This window comes from Paenibacillus sp. J22R98 (assembly GCF_059383835.1).
In genome coordinates, this window is the sequence record NZ_JBXENW010000001.1 from 25,968 (window position 1) to 41,779 (window position 15,812).

The 15,812-nt window shown below is 48.7% G+C and carries 16 protein-coding genes and 1 pseudogene; 15 read left to right on the plus strand and 2 right to left on the minus strand.

Going from position 1 to position 15,812, the window contains the following annotated elements:
* Nucleotides 1-39: 39 nt before the first annotated feature.
* Both AC50Y3_RS00125 and AC50Y3_RS00130 read left to right on the plus strand, forming a co-directional pair.
* Nucleotides 40-813: an SDR family NAD(P)-dependent oxidoreductase gene (locus AC50Y3_RS00125; RefSeq protein ID WP_494816758.1), complete on the plus strand. Its 774-nt coding sequence runs from the start codon at nt 40-42 to the stop codon at nt 811-813.
* Nucleotides 814-888: 75 nt separating this feature from the next.
* Nucleotides 889-1,797 (plus strand): fumarylacetoacetate hydrolase family protein, encoded by a 909-nt coding sequence (locus AC50Y3_RS00130; protein WP_494816759.1) that lies wholly within the window; start codon nt 889-891, stop codon nt 1,795-1,797.
* Between the two features lie 38 nt (nt 1,798-1,835).
* On the opposite strand, the gene AC50Y3_RS00135 is transcribed toward AC50Y3_RS00130, so the two are convergent.
* Entirely contained in the window at nt 1,836-2,591 is a 756-nt protein-coding gene (locus tag AC50Y3_RS00135) for an endonuclease/exonuclease/phosphatase family protein (protein ID WP_494817758.1), read from the minus strand.
* Nucleotides 2,592-2,704: 113 nt separating this feature from the next.
* Here AC50Y3_RS00135 and AC50Y3_RS00140 point away from each other — a divergent pair, with 113 nt between their 5' ends.
* The 13 genes and pseudogenes from AC50Y3_RS00140 (at nt 2,705) to phoU (ending at nt 14,773) form a co-directional block, all read left to right on the plus strand.
* Nucleotides 2,705-3,550, plus strand: a complete 846-nt coding sequence (locus AC50Y3_RS00140; protein ID WP_494816760.1) for an amidohydrolase family protein — start codon at nt 2,705-2,707, stop codon at nt 3,548-3,550.
* Nucleotides 3,551-3,708: 158 nt separating this feature from the next.
* Entirely contained in the window at nt 3,709-4,335 is a 627-nt protein-coding gene (locus AC50Y3_RS00145) for a PadR family transcriptional regulator (RefSeq protein WP_494816761.1), read from the plus strand.
* 59 nt (nt 4,336-4,394) lie between these two features.
* Nucleotides 4,395-5,933: an MDR family MFS transporter gene (locus AC50Y3_RS00150; protein WP_494817759.1), complete on the plus strand. Its 1,539-nt coding sequence runs from the start codon at nt 4,395-4,397 to the stop codon at nt 5,931-5,933.
* A gap of 149 nt (nt 5,934-6,082) precedes the next feature.
* Nucleotides 6,083-6,526: a YqhG/Tai3 family protein gene (locus AC50Y3_RS00155; RefSeq protein WP_494816762.1), complete on the plus strand. Its 444-nt coding sequence runs from the start codon at nt 6,083-6,085 to the stop codon at nt 6,524-6,526.
* Between the two features lie 95 nt (nt 6,527-6,621).
* Nucleotides 6,622-7,476: a hypothetical protein gene (locus AC50Y3_RS00160; RefSeq protein ID WP_494816763.1), complete on the plus strand. Its 855-nt coding sequence runs from the start codon at nt 6,622-6,624 to the stop codon at nt 7,474-7,476.
* Between the two features lie 294 nt (nt 7,477-7,770).
* Nucleotides 7,771-9,162, plus strand: a complete 1,392-nt coding sequence (locus tag AC50Y3_RS00165; protein WP_494816764.1) for a stalk domain-containing protein — start codon at nt 7,771-7,773, stop codon at nt 9,160-9,162.
* A 41-nt stretch (nt 9,163-9,203) separates the two neighbouring features.
* Nucleotides 9,204-10,061 carry a phosphate ABC transporter substrate-binding protein gene (locus tag AC50Y3_RS00170; protein WP_494816765.1) on the plus strand — a complete coding sequence of 286 codons (858 nt, stop codon included), beginning with the start codon at nt 9,204-9,206 and terminating at the stop codon, nt 10,059-10,061.
* 79 nt (nt 10,062-10,140) lie between these two features.
* The gene (gene pstC / locus AC50Y3_RS00175) at nt 10,141-11,088 is read left to right on the plus strand and encodes a phosphate ABC transporter permease subunit PstC (RefSeq protein WP_494816766.1); all 948 of its coding nucleotides are present in this window, start codon (nt 10,141-10,143) and stop codon (nt 11,086-11,088) included.
* 2 nt (nt 11,089-11,090) lie between these two features.
* Nucleotides 11,091-11,990 (plus strand): phosphate ABC transporter permease PstA, encoded by a 900-nt coding sequence (gene pstA / locus AC50Y3_RS00180; RefSeq protein WP_494816767.1) that lies wholly within the window; start codon nt 11,091-11,093, stop codon nt 11,988-11,990.
* A 348-nt stretch (nt 11,991-12,338) separates the two neighbouring features.
* A pseudogene (locus tag AC50Y3_RS00185) lies at nt 12,339-12,482 on the plus strand (CBS domain-containing protein); the annotation flags it as partial.
* Nucleotides 12,483-12,560: 78 nt separating this feature from the next.
* The gene (locus AC50Y3_RS00190; RefSeq protein ID WP_494817760.1) at nt 12,561-13,190 is read left to right on the plus strand and encodes a methyl-accepting chemotaxis protein; all 630 of its coding nucleotides are present in this window, start codon (nt 12,561-12,563) and stop codon (nt 13,188-13,190) included.
* Nucleotides 13,191-13,307: 117 nt separating this feature from the next.
* On the plus strand, nt 13,308-14,078 hold the full coding sequence (gene pstB / locus AC50Y3_RS00195; protein WP_091214203.1) for a phosphate ABC transporter ATP-binding protein PstB: 771 nt from the start codon (nt 13,308-13,310) through the stop codon (nt 14,076-14,078).
* Nucleotides 14,079-14,113: 35 nt separating this feature from the next.
* Complete coding sequence (phoU, locus tag AC50Y3_RS00200) at nt 14,114-14,773, plus strand: phosphate signaling complex protein PhoU (RefSeq protein ID WP_494817761.1); 660 nt, start codon at nt 14,114-14,116, stop codon at nt 14,771-14,773.
* 60 nt (nt 14,774-14,833) lie between these two features.
* Here the strand turns inward: phoU and AC50Y3_RS00205 are convergent, their stop codons facing one another.
* Nucleotides 14,834-15,754, minus strand: a complete 921-nt coding sequence (locus AC50Y3_RS00205) for a LysR family transcriptional regulator (protein WP_494816768.1) — start codon at nt 15,752-15,754, stop codon at nt 14,834-14,836.
* Nucleotides 15,755-15,812: the final 58 nt, after the last annotated feature.

Below are 15,812 nucleotides of genomic sequence, written 5' to 3' on the forward strand. Positions count from 1 at the left end.
CACACGACTACAACCACAATGTATGAGGGAGATGAGAGAATGCGATTGCAAAATAAAGTAATTCTCATTACAGGCTCGGGCTCCGGTATCGGCAAGAGCACTGCGCTATTGTTTGCGCGCGAAGGTGCAAAGCTCGTCATCAATGATCTGTCCGAGCAGAACGGAACAGCTACGGTGAATGAGATTAAAGAAGCGGGCGGAGAAGCGATCTTCATCCGTGCAGACGTCACCAATCCGACTGAGGTTTCCGCCATGGTTGATCAAATTATCGCTCATTACGGCGTCATCGACGTGCTCTTCAACAATGCGGGAATCAGCGGCGTTGGCCTGCTGCATGAGATCGAACCGGAAGCTTGGGACCGCGTCATTAACGTCAACATTCGCGGCGTCTTCTTGCCTTCCAAATATGTCATTCCTCATATGATGGAGCGCCGTGTTGGCTCGATCATCAACATGTCTTCCTGTATTGCCGAAATCGGTCTGGCACGCCGTGCTTCCTATGCTGCGACCAAAGGCGCCGTTCTTGCGCTTACGAAGTCGATGCAAGTAGACTACGCGCCTTATAATATTCGTGTTAATGCACTTCTACCGGGTACCATCATGACCCCATTCGTAGAGAACTACCTGAAAACCTCTTACGCCGATCCGGAAGAGGCGATTGCAGGCTTGAAGAAACGCCAACTTAGCGAAGAATTGGGGTTACCGGAGGATGTTGCCAAAGCAGCGCTCTTCCTGGCATCCGATGAGTCTTCGTTCGTGATGGGCGCCCCACTCTATGTGGACGGCGGCGTCGTATTCGGCAAGAACGCTTAAGCCTAACTAATCCAAGGTAATCTAGCTTTTTCCTTTCATTCACTTTCTACTATAAGATCGGAGGCCAATTCACTTATGAAACTCATTAGCATTTCTAAACAAGGTCGTAATGCGCTTGGCGTAGTAACAGAGAACGGGGTTGTAGATGTAGAAGCAGCCCTTCAGGCGGCTGCCGGAAGCGCGAGCGCGGAAGTGCCATCTACGGTGATGGCCGTTATTGAAGGCGGAGAGGCTGCTACAGCTTCCCTTAGAAACTATATCGCTTCCCTTCAAGTAGCTGGCGGCGAATCCTATGTTCGTCAAGAAAGCGAAATCGAGTGGGGACCATGCGTCACGCATCCGAACAAAATCATTTGCATCGGGCTCAACTACCGCAAGCATGCGGAAGAAACGAACGCGCCAATTCCGGCTTATCCGATTCTGTTCAATAAATTCAACAACACATTGACAGGCCATTTGAAAGACATCGCGGTTCCGAAAGTAACGGAGAAGCTGGATTATGAAGCGGAGCTTGTTATCGTTATCGGCAAGAAAACCAAGTATGTGGCCAAAGAAGACGCACTCTCTCACGTATTCGGCTACTGCGCCGTGAACGATCTGTCCGCGCGCGACCTGCAGCTTCGTACACAGCAATGGCTGCTGGGCAAGTCCTGCGACGATTTCAGCCCGCTCGGTCCTTACCTGGTAACTGCCGATGAAGTTGGCAATCCGAATGATCTGTGGATCAAATCCACAGTGAACGGCGAAGTTCGCCAGAATTCCAACACATCGGATATGATTTTCGCTTGCGATGAGATTGTCAGCTATGTGTCGCAGCATATGACGCTTGTACCGGGCGATGTGATTTTGACGGGGACGCCTGAAGGGGTTGTGCTTGGTCTTCCGGTCGAGCAGCAAGTGTACTTGAAGCCGGGCGACGAAGTAACAATTGAAATTGAGAAACTGGGCGCGCTGACGAACCGTTTCGTAGCAGACGCAGAATAAGAGAAAAGGAGTGCCTCGGCACTCCTTTTTTTAAGAATTTAACGCCGTTCGACAGTCGCGACGACCGGATAATGATCCGAAGGATAGCGACCGTTATAGAGATTCCGGTCAACATGAACGTTACGTACAAGGGCATTAGGTGTAACAAAAATATAATCAATCGGTACGCCGTCTTCGCCCCCATGATAGTCGTGGAAGGTGAGACCAGGTTCTCCGGCAAGCGAAGTGTAAGCGTTTAGGAGTCCGAGTTCGTTCAAGGCGCCGATGACATCGCTGTCAGGCCCGCAATTGAAATCGCCTGTAAGAATAGCAGGGATATCGCCTGCAATGGCAGAAGACTGTTTCATTCGCTCCACGATCAGCCTAACCCCGTTCGTACGAGCCTCAGCGCTTATATGATCCAAATGAGTGTTGAACACGACCCATTCTTCGCCGTTTGTTTGACGAAGCTTGGTCCAGCTGCACATGCGGGGATAGGCGGAGTTCCAGCTTGTGTAGCCTAGCTGCCCGGGAAATTCAGACAGGCCGAAATGTCCGCTTTCGACGGGCTCAAGCACGGCATGCCGATAGAATATCGCGCAATATTCGCCTTCCAGCTGGCCGGTGCGGCTAATGCCAATCCATCGATATTCAGGCAGCAGCGCTTGCAAGTCCTGAAGCATAGCAGCAGTACCTTCCTGCGTACCGACGACATCGGCATCTGCTTGCTTAATGGCTTCAGCTGCTTCTTGAATCCGGTGTGGCCAAGCGTTGTCGCCGTCTGATTCAACATGGACTCTCAAGTTAAACGTCATGATCTTCACGGTCGTGTTCCTCCAATCAATTTCACTTCTCGGAAAACCAAAATATAACATGGAAGCGTTTCAACTCACAACTACTAATTCGTTCCTAAAGGAGTCAAATCAGGATGATAAGAATTGATACCCACCAGCACTATTGGAAATTAGACCGCGGTGACTATGGCTGGCTGACACCGGCAGCAGGTCCGATATTATTCCGCGATTATAGTCCAGCGGATTTGGAACCGGCGCTCGAGGCTGCCGGAGTATCGCGTACGATCGTAGTCCAAGCGGCAGCGACCCACGAAGAAACGGCCTACATGCTATCGCTCAGTGATCATGCGGAATCCATTGCCGGCGTAGTTGGCTGGCTGGACTTCCAAGATCCGAATTGGCGCAGCGCGTTGGATAGCTTCCGGCAGCATCCGAAATTTGTCGGCATCCGCGTGATGATTCAAGATATGAGCGATCCTTTCGAGGCGCTGAATCCGCAATCGCTGGAGGCGCTTCGCTACTTGGCTGAGATCAAGCTTCCCGTTGATTTGCTCATTGTTTCGCATCAATTGCCTGCAACACTAGCGTTGCTTAAGCAAGTACCGGGTCTGCATGCGGTCATCGATCATATCGGCAAACCGCAAATTCGCGAGGGGATACTCGAGCCGTGGGCAACACAAATGAGCGAGATCGCAGCGCAATATCCAGGCGTCTATTGCAAGCTGTCGGGCATGATTACCGAAGCCGCGCATGATGACTGGAAGCCGGAGCAATTTACGAGCTATGTAAGACATATCGTTGCGTCCTTCGGTACGAAGCGAATAATGTTCGGCAGTGACTGGCCGGTTTGTCTGCTTGCCGGGAGCTACAAGGATGTATGCGATGTACTGGATGAAACACTGCCAACAACGCTTAGCGAAGAAGAGCGAGAGGCTTTATACGGCGGCAATGCGGCTGCCTTCTATAAACTGTCGTTATAGAACATTTAAACCTTGGGGGAGCTTAATCCTATAGCTCATCTGCCCAAGGTTTTTTTATTTTCTCATGCCGGAGGCGGTTGACAGTAACTGTTCTATTTCGTATAGTCGAAATGGACTATGAGTGAGTTCGAATCATTTCTTAAGGGAGTCCTTAAAGGATGGCCAAACGAAAAGTAAGCAACATGCTGGCGCTAGCCGTCTTATCGCTGCTGAATGAACGACCGATGCATCCGTATGAAATCGCCGCCACGATGAAGCAGCGCGGCATTCCGGATGTCATCAAGCTTAACAATGGCTCGCTTTATTCGGTAGTGGATTCGCTGCTCAAGCTGGCGTGGATCGTGCCGCTGGAAACACAGCGGGAAGGGAGACATCCCGAACGGACGATCTATGCGCCGACGGATGCCGGTGTTGCGGAGTTTCACGAGTGGATCCGAGAGCTGATTTATGCCCCCGTGAAAGAATATCCGCAATTGCCGGTGGCATTATCGTTTATCGGCCATATTTCGCCGCAGGAAACGGCTGCTCTTCTGGAGCGGCGAATTACCTCCGTGCAGCAAGACATCGTGCAGCGCCGTGCAGGGAATGATGCAGCGGTTTCACAAGGACTTGCGCGGATTTTCCTAATTGAGCAGGAGTTTATCGTCAACCAGTTGGAGTCAGAGCTCGCTTGGCTGCAATTGTTTATCCGTGAGATCAAGGCTGGCAGTTTGACGAGGCTGGAGGATGGGGAGCAGGTGTGGATCAATTCGACACCTATGGATGACGAAGACTCCGATGCATGACGGATGAACCGTCTGGACAGAACAAAGATGTACACAATGGAGGGGAACTACTCAAAATGATGGCAAAACGAAGTAATGTAGGCATTGTTGTCGCGGGTTTGCTGCTGGGCATTCTTATGGCTTCCATGGACAACACCATCGTAGCTACGGCGATGGGTACGATCGTTCATGACCTTGGCGGCATGGACAAATTTGTATGGGTCACATCCGCTTATATGGTGGCTGAGATGGCAGGCATGCCGATCTTCGGTAAACTGTCCGATATGTATGGACGCAAAAGATTCTTTATATTCGGGATTTTAACCTTTATGCTCGGTTCCATTCTTTGCGGAACTGCGCACTCGATTATCGAGCTTAGTATTTACCGCGCGATTCAAGGAATCGGCGGCGGCGCGCTCGTGCCGATTGCTTTCACCATTATGTTCGATGCCGTTCCGCTCGAGAGCCGCGGTAAGCTGGGCGGTTTATTCGGTGCCGTATTCGGTATGTCGAGCATCTTCGGACCGCTGCTTGGTGCGTATATTACAGACTATATCGCTTGGGAATGGATTTTCTACATTAACCTGCCGCTTGGACTAATTGCTTTCTTGATGATTGCGATCTTCTATAAAGAATCGGTTGAGCATGCCAAACAGCGAATCGACTGGGGCGGCGCCATCACGCTTGTTGCGGGTATCGTGTGCCTCATGTTCGCGCTTGAGCTCGGTGGTAAGAAATATGCTTGGGATTCATCCATGATTCTTGGTTTGTTTGCAGGCTTCGCCGTATTGCTGATAGCCTTTATTATGATTGAGCGTAAAGTGTCGGAGCCGATTATTTCGTTTAACATGTTCCGTAAACGGCTGTATTGGAGCAGTAATGCAATTGCGATGTTCAGCGGTGCCGCATTCATTACCGCTTCCGTTTACATTCCGATCTTCATTCAAGGCGTGCTCGGCGGTAAAGCGACGAATGCCGGCATGGTTCTTCTGCCGATGATGCTCGGAACGGTTGTGACGGCAACGGGCGGCGGTTTCTTGATGACGAAGATGACCTTTCGTTCCATCATGATTCCTACCCTTGCGATTCTGGTTGCCGGTAACGTGCTTCTGACAACGCTTGGCGTCGATTCGACGCGGTTTATCGTGACGGTGTTCATGATATTGGTCGGACTTGGAATCGGAGCTTCGTTCTCGGTGCTCAGCAACGCAGCCATCTATTCTTTCTCGCCAAGGGAGCGCGGAGCTGCGAGTGCAACGCTTAACTTCCTTCGTTCGCTTGGGATGACGATCGGCATTACCGTATTCGGTATCGTTCAAAGCCACGTGATGACGAATAAATTGAAGGATGCCTTTGCGGGTTCTGGCGGCGGCGCTGCTGAACTGCCGGCAGGTCTGGATCTCAGCGATCCGCGTGCCATTCTGACACCGGAAACGAGAAAGCTGATCCCGGCTGAAGTGCTGGATAAGATCGTAGCCGCGCTTTCATCCTCGATTACGTACACCTTCATGTGGGCGATCATTCCATCGGTGCTTGCCCTGGCATTCGCATTCTTCATGGGTCGCCAGAAGCTCGATGCTATGGCCGAGAGCAGCGAATACGGCACATCCTCTCATTAATCAACCAAAGCTGTCTCAAAACGCGCAACTTGCGACGTTTGAGGCAGCTTTTTTACTTAAAGAATCCCAGCACGCATAGCAATAATCAACTACTTGGATTAAGAAATCCTCTTCTTGTTCATATTGAATAAGAAAGGGAGGATTATTGCGTGAACCTGATCGTGAATGTGAAAAGAAGTTTGACTGTCCTGATGCTGACCTTTGCAATCATGGCCTCAGCCTATGGAGGAGCTTCACATGTGAATGCATCACCGGAGAACAAACAAGTCATCTACATCGATGAAAGCGACTATGAGGGTGAGTTTCTGCAATGCGTTAAGCTCATTAATATGAATATCAATTATAGGAATGAAGAAGATAATGCCGCGAATAAGAGAATTCTGACTTCCAGCTATCAAGCTAGAGTCGGTGAGTTTACACCCGGATTTCGTATATCCGAAGCTAAGCTGCGTAACCTGGGCAAAAATCAAAACGGTGAATATGTAGCCTATGTAGATGTGGACAGTAAATTAGAGAAGAAACCGATGATCACGACGATCATGTACGTCTTGAAACAAGAAAACAACAAATGGCTGATCGATCAAACCGACTAATCGGCTCGTATTCCAGAATCGTCTAAATTCGACTTCACCGACTGACAGTATAATCGCCCTCCTTCTGGTAAATTAGGACCAAAGGAGGGGAAGTTATGCCAAACCCAAGCAAAGCAGGGCAGCCTGCGAGGTCCACAACAGGTGGAATCAATCCGCTGCCGAGCTCGCCGCCTCAATGGGATTCTTTTAAAGTGACCATTCATTTGACGATTGCGCTAGTTTTTGCCTTCCTCAGTGCATGGTTTCTGCCTAAAGGCTATAATCTGTCAGCTGTCATTCTTTCGGAAGTATATATGATCTTCGCCGTCGGCAAAGGCAAGCTAAACCACCTGCTAGGCATTCTCATTAATGAACGGAACCTCATGAGTCTGTCCAGGCTGCAGATCACGCTTTGGACGGTGCTTTTCACATCGACCTATTTTACCGTCCTGGTTGGGAATCTCGCACTTCATCCCGAACATCCGCTGGAGCTTAAGTTTGATTCGACGGTTCTCGCACTCATGGGCATCAGCAGTGTATCGGCGATCTTTAGTCCCCTGATTAATGGGGCGAAGAAGAACCGCGCAATTGACGATTCCCTAAAGAATCAGCTGGTGCAAAGCGCCGCAGATGCTTATAACAAAAGTACGGAGGAAATCGAAACGAGCATGCAGGGGACGCTCTACGCGAATCCTTCTTATAAAGACGCGCAGTTCACCGATATATTTGAAGGGGAAGAAATGCAGAACCATGCGTACATCGACATAGCCAAGGTGCAGATGTTCCTGTTTACCATGATGGCCTTGATGATCTACTCCGCGACGATCTTCTCGACAATTATGACGCAAGAGCTTTCCGCGATTGATCGTTTCCCAGTGCTGCCGGAAGAGCTTATTGGACTTATCGGGATCAGTAATGGGGGATTTCTGACCAGCAAGATCATCAATTTTACAAAATCGACGCCAACTTAGCCAACCTAAACTTTTCCTAAAATTTGGATAGAGCCGCTTTTCCTATGCCGACAGGCAGGATGAGCGGCTTTTTTGTGCGGCCGAAAGTAGAATGCTTCTTACCCAATCTTTCGATTGTCTAAACCTATCAATTAGGCCTAATGGCACATCTTAACAAATCCTTCATAATACATTAACCGCTGCTTTACAATACCAGCCTCGCCATTAACTGCCGCTTTACAATGCGTACTTATAATCAGAATTGTACATAACGAAATCGACAATAAACCATTCCAGAAGGGTGATACGAGCTAAATGTCTATGAAAAAAACGCTAATGATTTCCGCACTTGCCGCAGCACTGAGTACTTCGGCAGTGAGTGTAGTCTCCGCCGCATCCGTAGCAAACGCAACGACGGTAGATCTCACAATCAATGATACTGCATTCCATGTCCGTTCCATCCAAGCAAACAATACGGTGCTATACGCACTGAGAGATTTGGGTACTGCGGCAGGTGTGCAATTCATGGTCAATGTTAAATCGGGCGTAACAGCATACTTCAACAACCACGCGATTGAGCTTCATGCAGGTTCAAATGCAGCATTGGTTGATGGAGAGGCCGTAAGTTTAGAGCAAGCCGTACAAAGCGTAAACGGCAGCTACTATGTTTCGCTAGAAGATTTCGTAAGTGCATTTGGTGTTGATTCTTCGACAGATGCTTCCGGCATGATCGCAATTGATGCTGTTGCTAAAGTCCACGCTGACGATATCCGCTGGATCGACGCAGATCGTTTGCTGGCATCCCAATTGACTGAAGAAGGCCGTATCGACTATATCGTTAACGCTCACACAGGTGCATATACGCAATTGTTGGTTTCTACAGCGGCTTCTGACCTGACTGTAGCTCCTAATGGTAAATCAGCTGTTTACACAGACGGCGATGGCATCGTAAATATCATTGATCTAACTAGCAAGGTTCCGGCTGCTAAAGTGGTATCTTCGGACAACTCCATTAAACCAGAGCTTGTATGGGCTGCCGACAGCTCCGCAATCTACTTCCTGCAAGGTGACAAAGGCTCCGTTATCGCGAAGATGAACGTTGCTGATGGCACAATTACAAAAGTATTGGATGACAAAGTCGATTACAAATCCGGACTGGCTGTTTCCGCTGACGGCAAGAAGTTCTTCTACACGGTTATCAAACCGGGTGCAGTAACTGCTGATGCTACTAAGCCGGTTGATGATGATGATGTAGCCATCGACAATACGGGTACTGAGCCGCAACTCTACAGCTTTGATTTCTCGATTAAAGATAACAAACCTGTGAAACTGACTACAACGACAGATGACAAAGTGTTCGTTGGCGCAGCAGCAGACGGCAGCAAAGCATACTACGTTAGCGTTGAAGACAACAAGCCATCTTCGCTCGTAGGCGTTGCCTTGGACAAAACAGTAACGAAGCTGATCGGCGATAAAGATGTATTGCAAGCAACTGTAGCCGGCGATAAAATCTATGCACTTGCTGATTCCGCTGACGTAACAAGCGCGTATGAAGTAAACATCGCAACAGGCGCAGTAACGACGCTTGGCAAAGTAGAAGGCAACGTAAGTGAAGTTGTCGTTTCTGCCGGAACACCAATTGCATTCGTAATCGACGACGCGGTTTATGTGAAATCGGATAGCGGCCTGAAGAAAGTAACGAACTAATACAATCTTAGTGTTCTAAATTGAGAGGAGAACTTCCACAGATGAAAACAAAATGGTTTAAAAGTTTAAGCTTTGCCCTTATCGCACTTACAGTCGCATTCGGTTCCGTATCCGTTGCGAGCGCATCCAGCAAATTGAGCGGCCGCATCGTCATTAACGGTTCGTCGGCTCTTCTGCCACTGACTTTGCAAGCAGCTAACGAATTCAAGAAACTCAACCCGAAAGTTAGAATTTCCGCATCGGCTGCAGGTTCCATCACAGGTCCTCAATCCGTACGTAAAGGCATTGCAGACATCGGAGCAGTAGACTGGGATGCAACGAAAGACGTACCTGGTTTCAAAGCTTTCACAGGTCAAGTTGCCAATAAAGTTGCGGTTATCCCTTTCGCAGCGATCACAAACAGCAATGTTGGCATCAGCAGCTTGTCCACTGCGCAGCTGCAAGGTATTTTCTCCGGTAAAATCACCAACTGGAAAGAAGTTGGCGGAGCAGATAAAGACATTATCGTAGTAAACCGCGCATTTGGTTCCGGTACACGCGTTAACTTCCAAATCAAGGCGCTGAATGGTACTGATTACATGACAAAAGGTTCCAACTATAAAGAAGTGAAGTCGAGCGGCGACATGAAAACAGCCATCGAAACGACGCCAAATGCAATCGGTTATATCGACCTTGTCTATGTAACAAGCAAAATGACTGCACTGAAAATCAACAACGTTGCTCCAACAGAAGCTAACGTAATCAACGGTACTTACAAAGTGTGGGGCTTTGGCTACTACATGACAAAAGGCGCACCAACTGGCGCAACTAAAGCATTCATCGACTACGTTCAAAGCAAGAAGTTCCAAACCGGATCGCTTAAAAAGCTCAAATTTATCCCGATCTCGGCCATGAAATAAGATGTAGCGGAGCCGGCTTATCGCATTTACAACTGCGAGGCCGGCTCTAACTTTGAACACTTGAAAGGAGAGCAGCGTCATGAGCATGATTGACATCCCTGTATCCAGCGAATTGGGACGTAGCCTTGAGAATTCATCCGGTCGTAAATTCAGCCGCAAAGCACGGCTTTCGTTCTACAACCGTACATTCCGCATCATCTGTATCGCAAGTGCTGTCTTCGTATGTGTCATTCTTTTCTCTATTTTGTTCCTAATGGGCCGTACAGGCGTACTAACGTTCGAGACGGTTTCCTTGAAAGACTTCTTCTTCTCCACGGAATGGGTACCCGAAAACGATCAATACGGCGCATTTATCTTTATTTTCGGTACATTCGCCTTAACACTGCTGACAATGGTGATTTCCGTACCGCTGTCTGTCATAATTGCTATCTTCTTATCCGAAATGACGCCGGCATGGCTGAAGACGATGCTGCGCCCTGTGCTTGATTTGCTCGTTGGCATTCCATCTGTTGTTTACGGTTTTCTAGGTATGACCGTTCTAATCCCCATGCTTCGTACTGTAACAGGAACGAATATGGGTGATGGCATTTTGGCTGCAGCTATCGTGCTTACGATAATGACTTTGCCTACCATCAGTCGGATCACGGACGATTCTATCGTAGCGGTTCCGAAGAAATTCCGGGATGCATCCTATGCCCTAGGCTCCACTAGGTTTCAAACTATAGTAAGAGTCGTGCTGCCTGCTGCGAAGAGCGGCATCATGTATGCCGTCATTCTGGGTATGGCTCGTGCAATCGGCGAAACGATGGCCGTCGTTATGGTTATCGGTAATACACCGCAGCTGGCGGACGCGCTGTTCAAGCCGACGGCTGTTTTGACAAGCAATATCGTTATGCAAATCGCGAATGTCCCGTTTGATTCCACTTGGAACTACGCGCTATATATGATGGGCTTTATCCTGCTCATTATCTCCCTCCTCATGATCGTAATCGTAAGACTATTCCAAGGCAGAGGAGTGAAATCATAGTCATGAGTACAGGCAAAGGGACGCCGGTCCCACATCCGTTTGCGGCGCGCAGGGGGTTCAATCACCTGAGCAACAGGCTGTTTACTTCCGTTGTATGGATTATCGGGATGTGCACGATACTATTTATTTGTGGGCTGCTGTTCCTGATTTTGCAAAAAGGGCTGCCGAAACTTGACTGGGGTTTCTTGTATGGCCTTCCGAGTGAGATGGAAGAAGGCGGCGGTATCGGTCCGTTACTCTTCAATTCGTTCTATGTGCTTACCATTTCACTTGTCATTTCGATCCCGCTCGGGATGGCAGCAGGTATTTACTTGGCTGAGTTCGCCCCAGCGACGAAGTTTATCGCCTTTATCCGAATTTGCGTAGAAGGACTCGCTTCTGTACCTTCGATTATTTTCGGTTTGTTTGGAATCGCGTTGTTCGTTGAAGCATTTGATATTGGCCTTACGATCATTGGCGGTGCTGTCAGCTTGGCCTTCCTGAACCTGCCGGTTCTTACCCGCGTAACGGAAGAAGCGATTCGCGCGGTACCGAAGGAAATGAAGCATGCATCATTCGCACTCGGAAGCACTCATCTGCAGACAATTCGCAGCGTGCTGATTCCGGTTGCATTGAACGGTATTATTACCGGTATCTGTCTGACTGCGGGCCGTGCCTTCGGTGAGAGTGCCGTTATCATCCTGACTGCCGGTGTTTCGTCCTCCGGTGAAATGTGGGATTTCAGCTTGTTCTCGCCCGGTGCAACGCTTGCGGTTCACCTGTGGTACGTACAATCGGAAGCTATCGTCCCGGATGCGCAGCTTATCGCAGAGAAAGCGGCTGCCGTACTCGTCTTCGTCGTCCTGCTCATTAATATTGTCTTCCGTGTTCCGCTGTGGCTGAATGCGCGCAGATCACGTTAATTTATTAAGCTTGCCGGATTGAAAGGAGAGATATGCATGACAATTGCTGTATTGGAACGGCTGACAACTGAAGAACTGCTTACGAATATGCCGACTGCAGAAGGACAGGTAACGACTTCAGATCATGCATTATTGAAAGCTTTCATTAGGGAAGCAGCAATCGTGAACGTCTCTCACACTTGCCAGGATGTCATTTCGCAATTCGCGTTAACGCCGGATCATGAATGTGTCGTAGTTTGCGATGATTTGGAACGACCGATTGGACTTGTAATGCGTAACAAACTTACCATCATCCAGACGCATCGTTTCGGCAGAGAGCTGTATTACGGCCGTTCGATCGCGAAGCTGATGGATCGTCAGCCGCTCATCGTGAATCAAGGGATTTCGATGCAGGAGCTGCTTGATCGCGCCCTTGGCCGTGAAGAGAAAACCTTGTACGACTGTGTGCTCGTTACGGAGAATGAGCGTTTTATCGGCATGCTGACCATGGCGGATTTGTTGAAAATGTCCCGTTTGCTTCAACAGCGGAGTGTAAAGGCACAAGTGAACATGATTCACGGCGCAGAAGTGATGATCGAGGAAATCGATCGTTCCATCGTCCATGTGCAGGAAGCTTCGTTGTTGGGCGAATCGATGTCCAAAGAAATGCTGGAATTGACGCTGAAAGGTAAGAACGAGCTCGATAAAGTGTCGATGGCCTTTCATAATCTGACGAAGCGTACGGACGTTCAGGAAAGCCAAATCAGCGAACTGCAAGATCGTGCGGGATCAATTGATAAGGTGTCAAAGCTGATTCGCGGCCTTGCTGATCAGTGTAACTTGCTGGCTGTTAACGCAGCGATTGAAGCGGCGCGCGCCGGTGAGCATGGCAGAGGATTTGCGGTCGTTGCCGATGAGGTTCGGAAGCTGGCTACGCAGACCAAGGAGTCCGCAGAGGATATCAATCGGATGATTGGCTCTATCATGGAGGCGGTCAAAGAAACGGTTCATCTGGTCGGACTAGGCAAGACGGAAGCAGATACAAGCCAAGTGTACATAAAAGAAGCAGCGGATGTATTCCAGCAGCTGTTCCATGCAGCGGCAGGAAGCAGCAACAGCTCCGGTGAGATCGGCAAACTGTCGAATCAAGCTTACTTGCAATCTCAGCGCGTAACGGAGCAGATGAAGCAATTAATCCAAGATTTACAGGTGAAAGAGTAAATTTTAATACTGCGTTTACAAAACGAACATATTCGATAAACAAATTCACGCTATCCTTGTTCAAGGAAGGCCTGAAACGGACGGTTAGCAAGTCCACCCAATACGGAGGAATAAGCCATGCAATCAACAGCTTCCCAAACCTTAATTGATATTCATAAATTAAATTTACATTATGGACAATTCCACGCCTTGAAGGACGTAACGATGGATATTCCGGAGAAAGCAATTACGGCTTTCATCGGACCATCGGGCTGCGGTAAATCGACGCTGCTTCGTACGCTTAACCGGATGAATGATATGATTCCAGGCACAAGAATCGAAGGCAAGATTACAATCGGCGGTGCTGACATCTATTCGAAAGAAGTGGATGTGGAGACGCTGCGCAAGAAAGTCGGCATGGTATTCCAACAGCCGAATCCATTTCCGAAATCCATTTATGATAATGTAGCCTATGGCCCGCGTTTGCACGGCATTCGCAGCAAACAGAAGCTCGATGAAATCGTAGAATCAAGCCTTCGTTCTGCGGTATTGTGGGATGAAGTAAAGGATTACCTGAAGCGTTCCGCGCTTAGCCTCTCCGGCGGACAACAGCAGCGTCTATGTATTGCGCGTGCAATTGCCGTTAACCCTGACATTCTGCTTATGGACGAAGCGACTTCCGCACTTGATCCGATCTCGACACTGAAGATCGAAGAACTGGCACAAGAGCTGAAAGATAAATATACAATCGTCATGGTTACACACAACATGCATCAAGCGGCCCGTGTTTCCAACCAAACCGTATTCTTCTTAAATGGCGAAGTGGTGGAATTCTCCGAGACAGAGAAGCTCTTCTCGAATCCACGAGATCAACGCACGGAAGATTACATCAGCGGCCGTTTCGGCTAATTCCTAAACCACAGAGGGAGAGCATTTAAGCGATGATGACGAAGCGTAAAGAATTTGATCATGGTCTCGAGGAATTGAACGAGCTGATCGTTGAAATGGGTCAAAAAGTAGAGGCGGTTATTGCGAAGGCGATGAACGCACTCGAAACGATCGATGTGCCTACAGCAAAGCAAATCATTCAAGATGACAAATCGATCAACAAAATCGAAGAGAAAATTTCGGAACTAGGTGCGATGCTGATTGCCACTCAACAGCCGGTTGCTAAGGATCTAAGACGGATCCTGGTCGCTTTCCGAATTGCCGCCGACCTGGAGCGGATGGGCGATTTGGCAGTAGACGTAGCAAAAGTTGTGCTGAGATTGGAAGGGCAAGTGTTGATCAAACCATTGATTGATTTGCCGAGAATGACCCAGATCGTACAAATGATGACCTATGAAGCGATTCAATCGTTCGTCCAAGAGAATGTCAACATGGCTTACAAAATGGCCAAAGATGATGACTTGGTCGATGCGCTTTATTCCCAAATTATTCGCGAGCTGTTCTCGCTCATGATGGAAAATCCGAAAACGATCTCCCAAGCGAATCTGCTTAGCTTCGTTGGACGTTACATCGAACGTTTCGCGGATCATGCAACGAATATCGGAGAATCGGTTGTGTACTTGGTAACAGGTTCAAGACCCGATTTGAATTCCTAATCAGCAAGCACTTATAACTGTATATAACATGCCCTAAAGCAGCCCATTCGAAGCGTATCTTCACTTCGAATCGGCTGCTTTTTGCAGCTTAGGCAGCTCTTTAAGCAAGGCGATCATCCGCTGCTGCTGCGCCGGATTCCAATAATCAGAACGCCAAGCGGCAAACAGCTTCCAGCTTTGCTGCCGGCCGGGAAGCGGGAGTCGTAGAATACCTTCGGGCAATTGAGGAGCTGCAGAGCTAGGGAGAAACGCCAGCAATGAACCGGCTCGGACCGCGTTCAGTGCCAAATCGATACGATCCGTTGTCAGCGGGCTGGCAAGTTTGAGCTGTTCGTTGGTGCTCCAGCTGCTCACTGCCTCCTCTAAGGAGGGATCTGCAAGCTTTACATAAGCTTGACCTTGAAGTAAATAAGAAGACGCGGTGTTGTCGCGTGCATCAAGGAGCGGGTGCGCTTTTGTTGTATAAAGGGATAGCCGATCTTCAAACACCAGTTCATATTGGCAGTTGTGCAGCTCCGGCTGATTATAAAGCGTTGATTCTCCGTACACAATAAGGTCGAGCTTACCTGCATGAAGCTGCTCAAATAAGCGGCCGGTATCGCCGGTAACCAGGTTGATTTGTAAAGTGGTGGCCGCTTCTGCGAGCCGATACCAATTGCCGCTGAACAGAATGGAGGAAGCGACATCCGTGCAGCCGATGACGAAATGATGTTTGCCATCTTGGCGGTAGGAAGCGAAGCGTTCCTGCGCCTCGCGATAAAGACGGTCAATGCCTTCGGCATACTGATAAAGCAATTTGCCGGATTCAGTCAGCATAACCTTCCCTGTTTTCATCTCGAAGAGCGGCATTCCCCATTCTTCCTCGAGTTTCTTCATATGAAAGCTGACTGTAGGCTGTTTAATTCCGAGCTCATCGGCAACAGCTGTCACTTTACGGAGGCGTTCGATCAATACCAAAATCTGCAATCTTAATATATTCATAATATTAGCGCTCCAATAACATCTTATTATTTATTAATTCTATAGCAGCTATTCATAT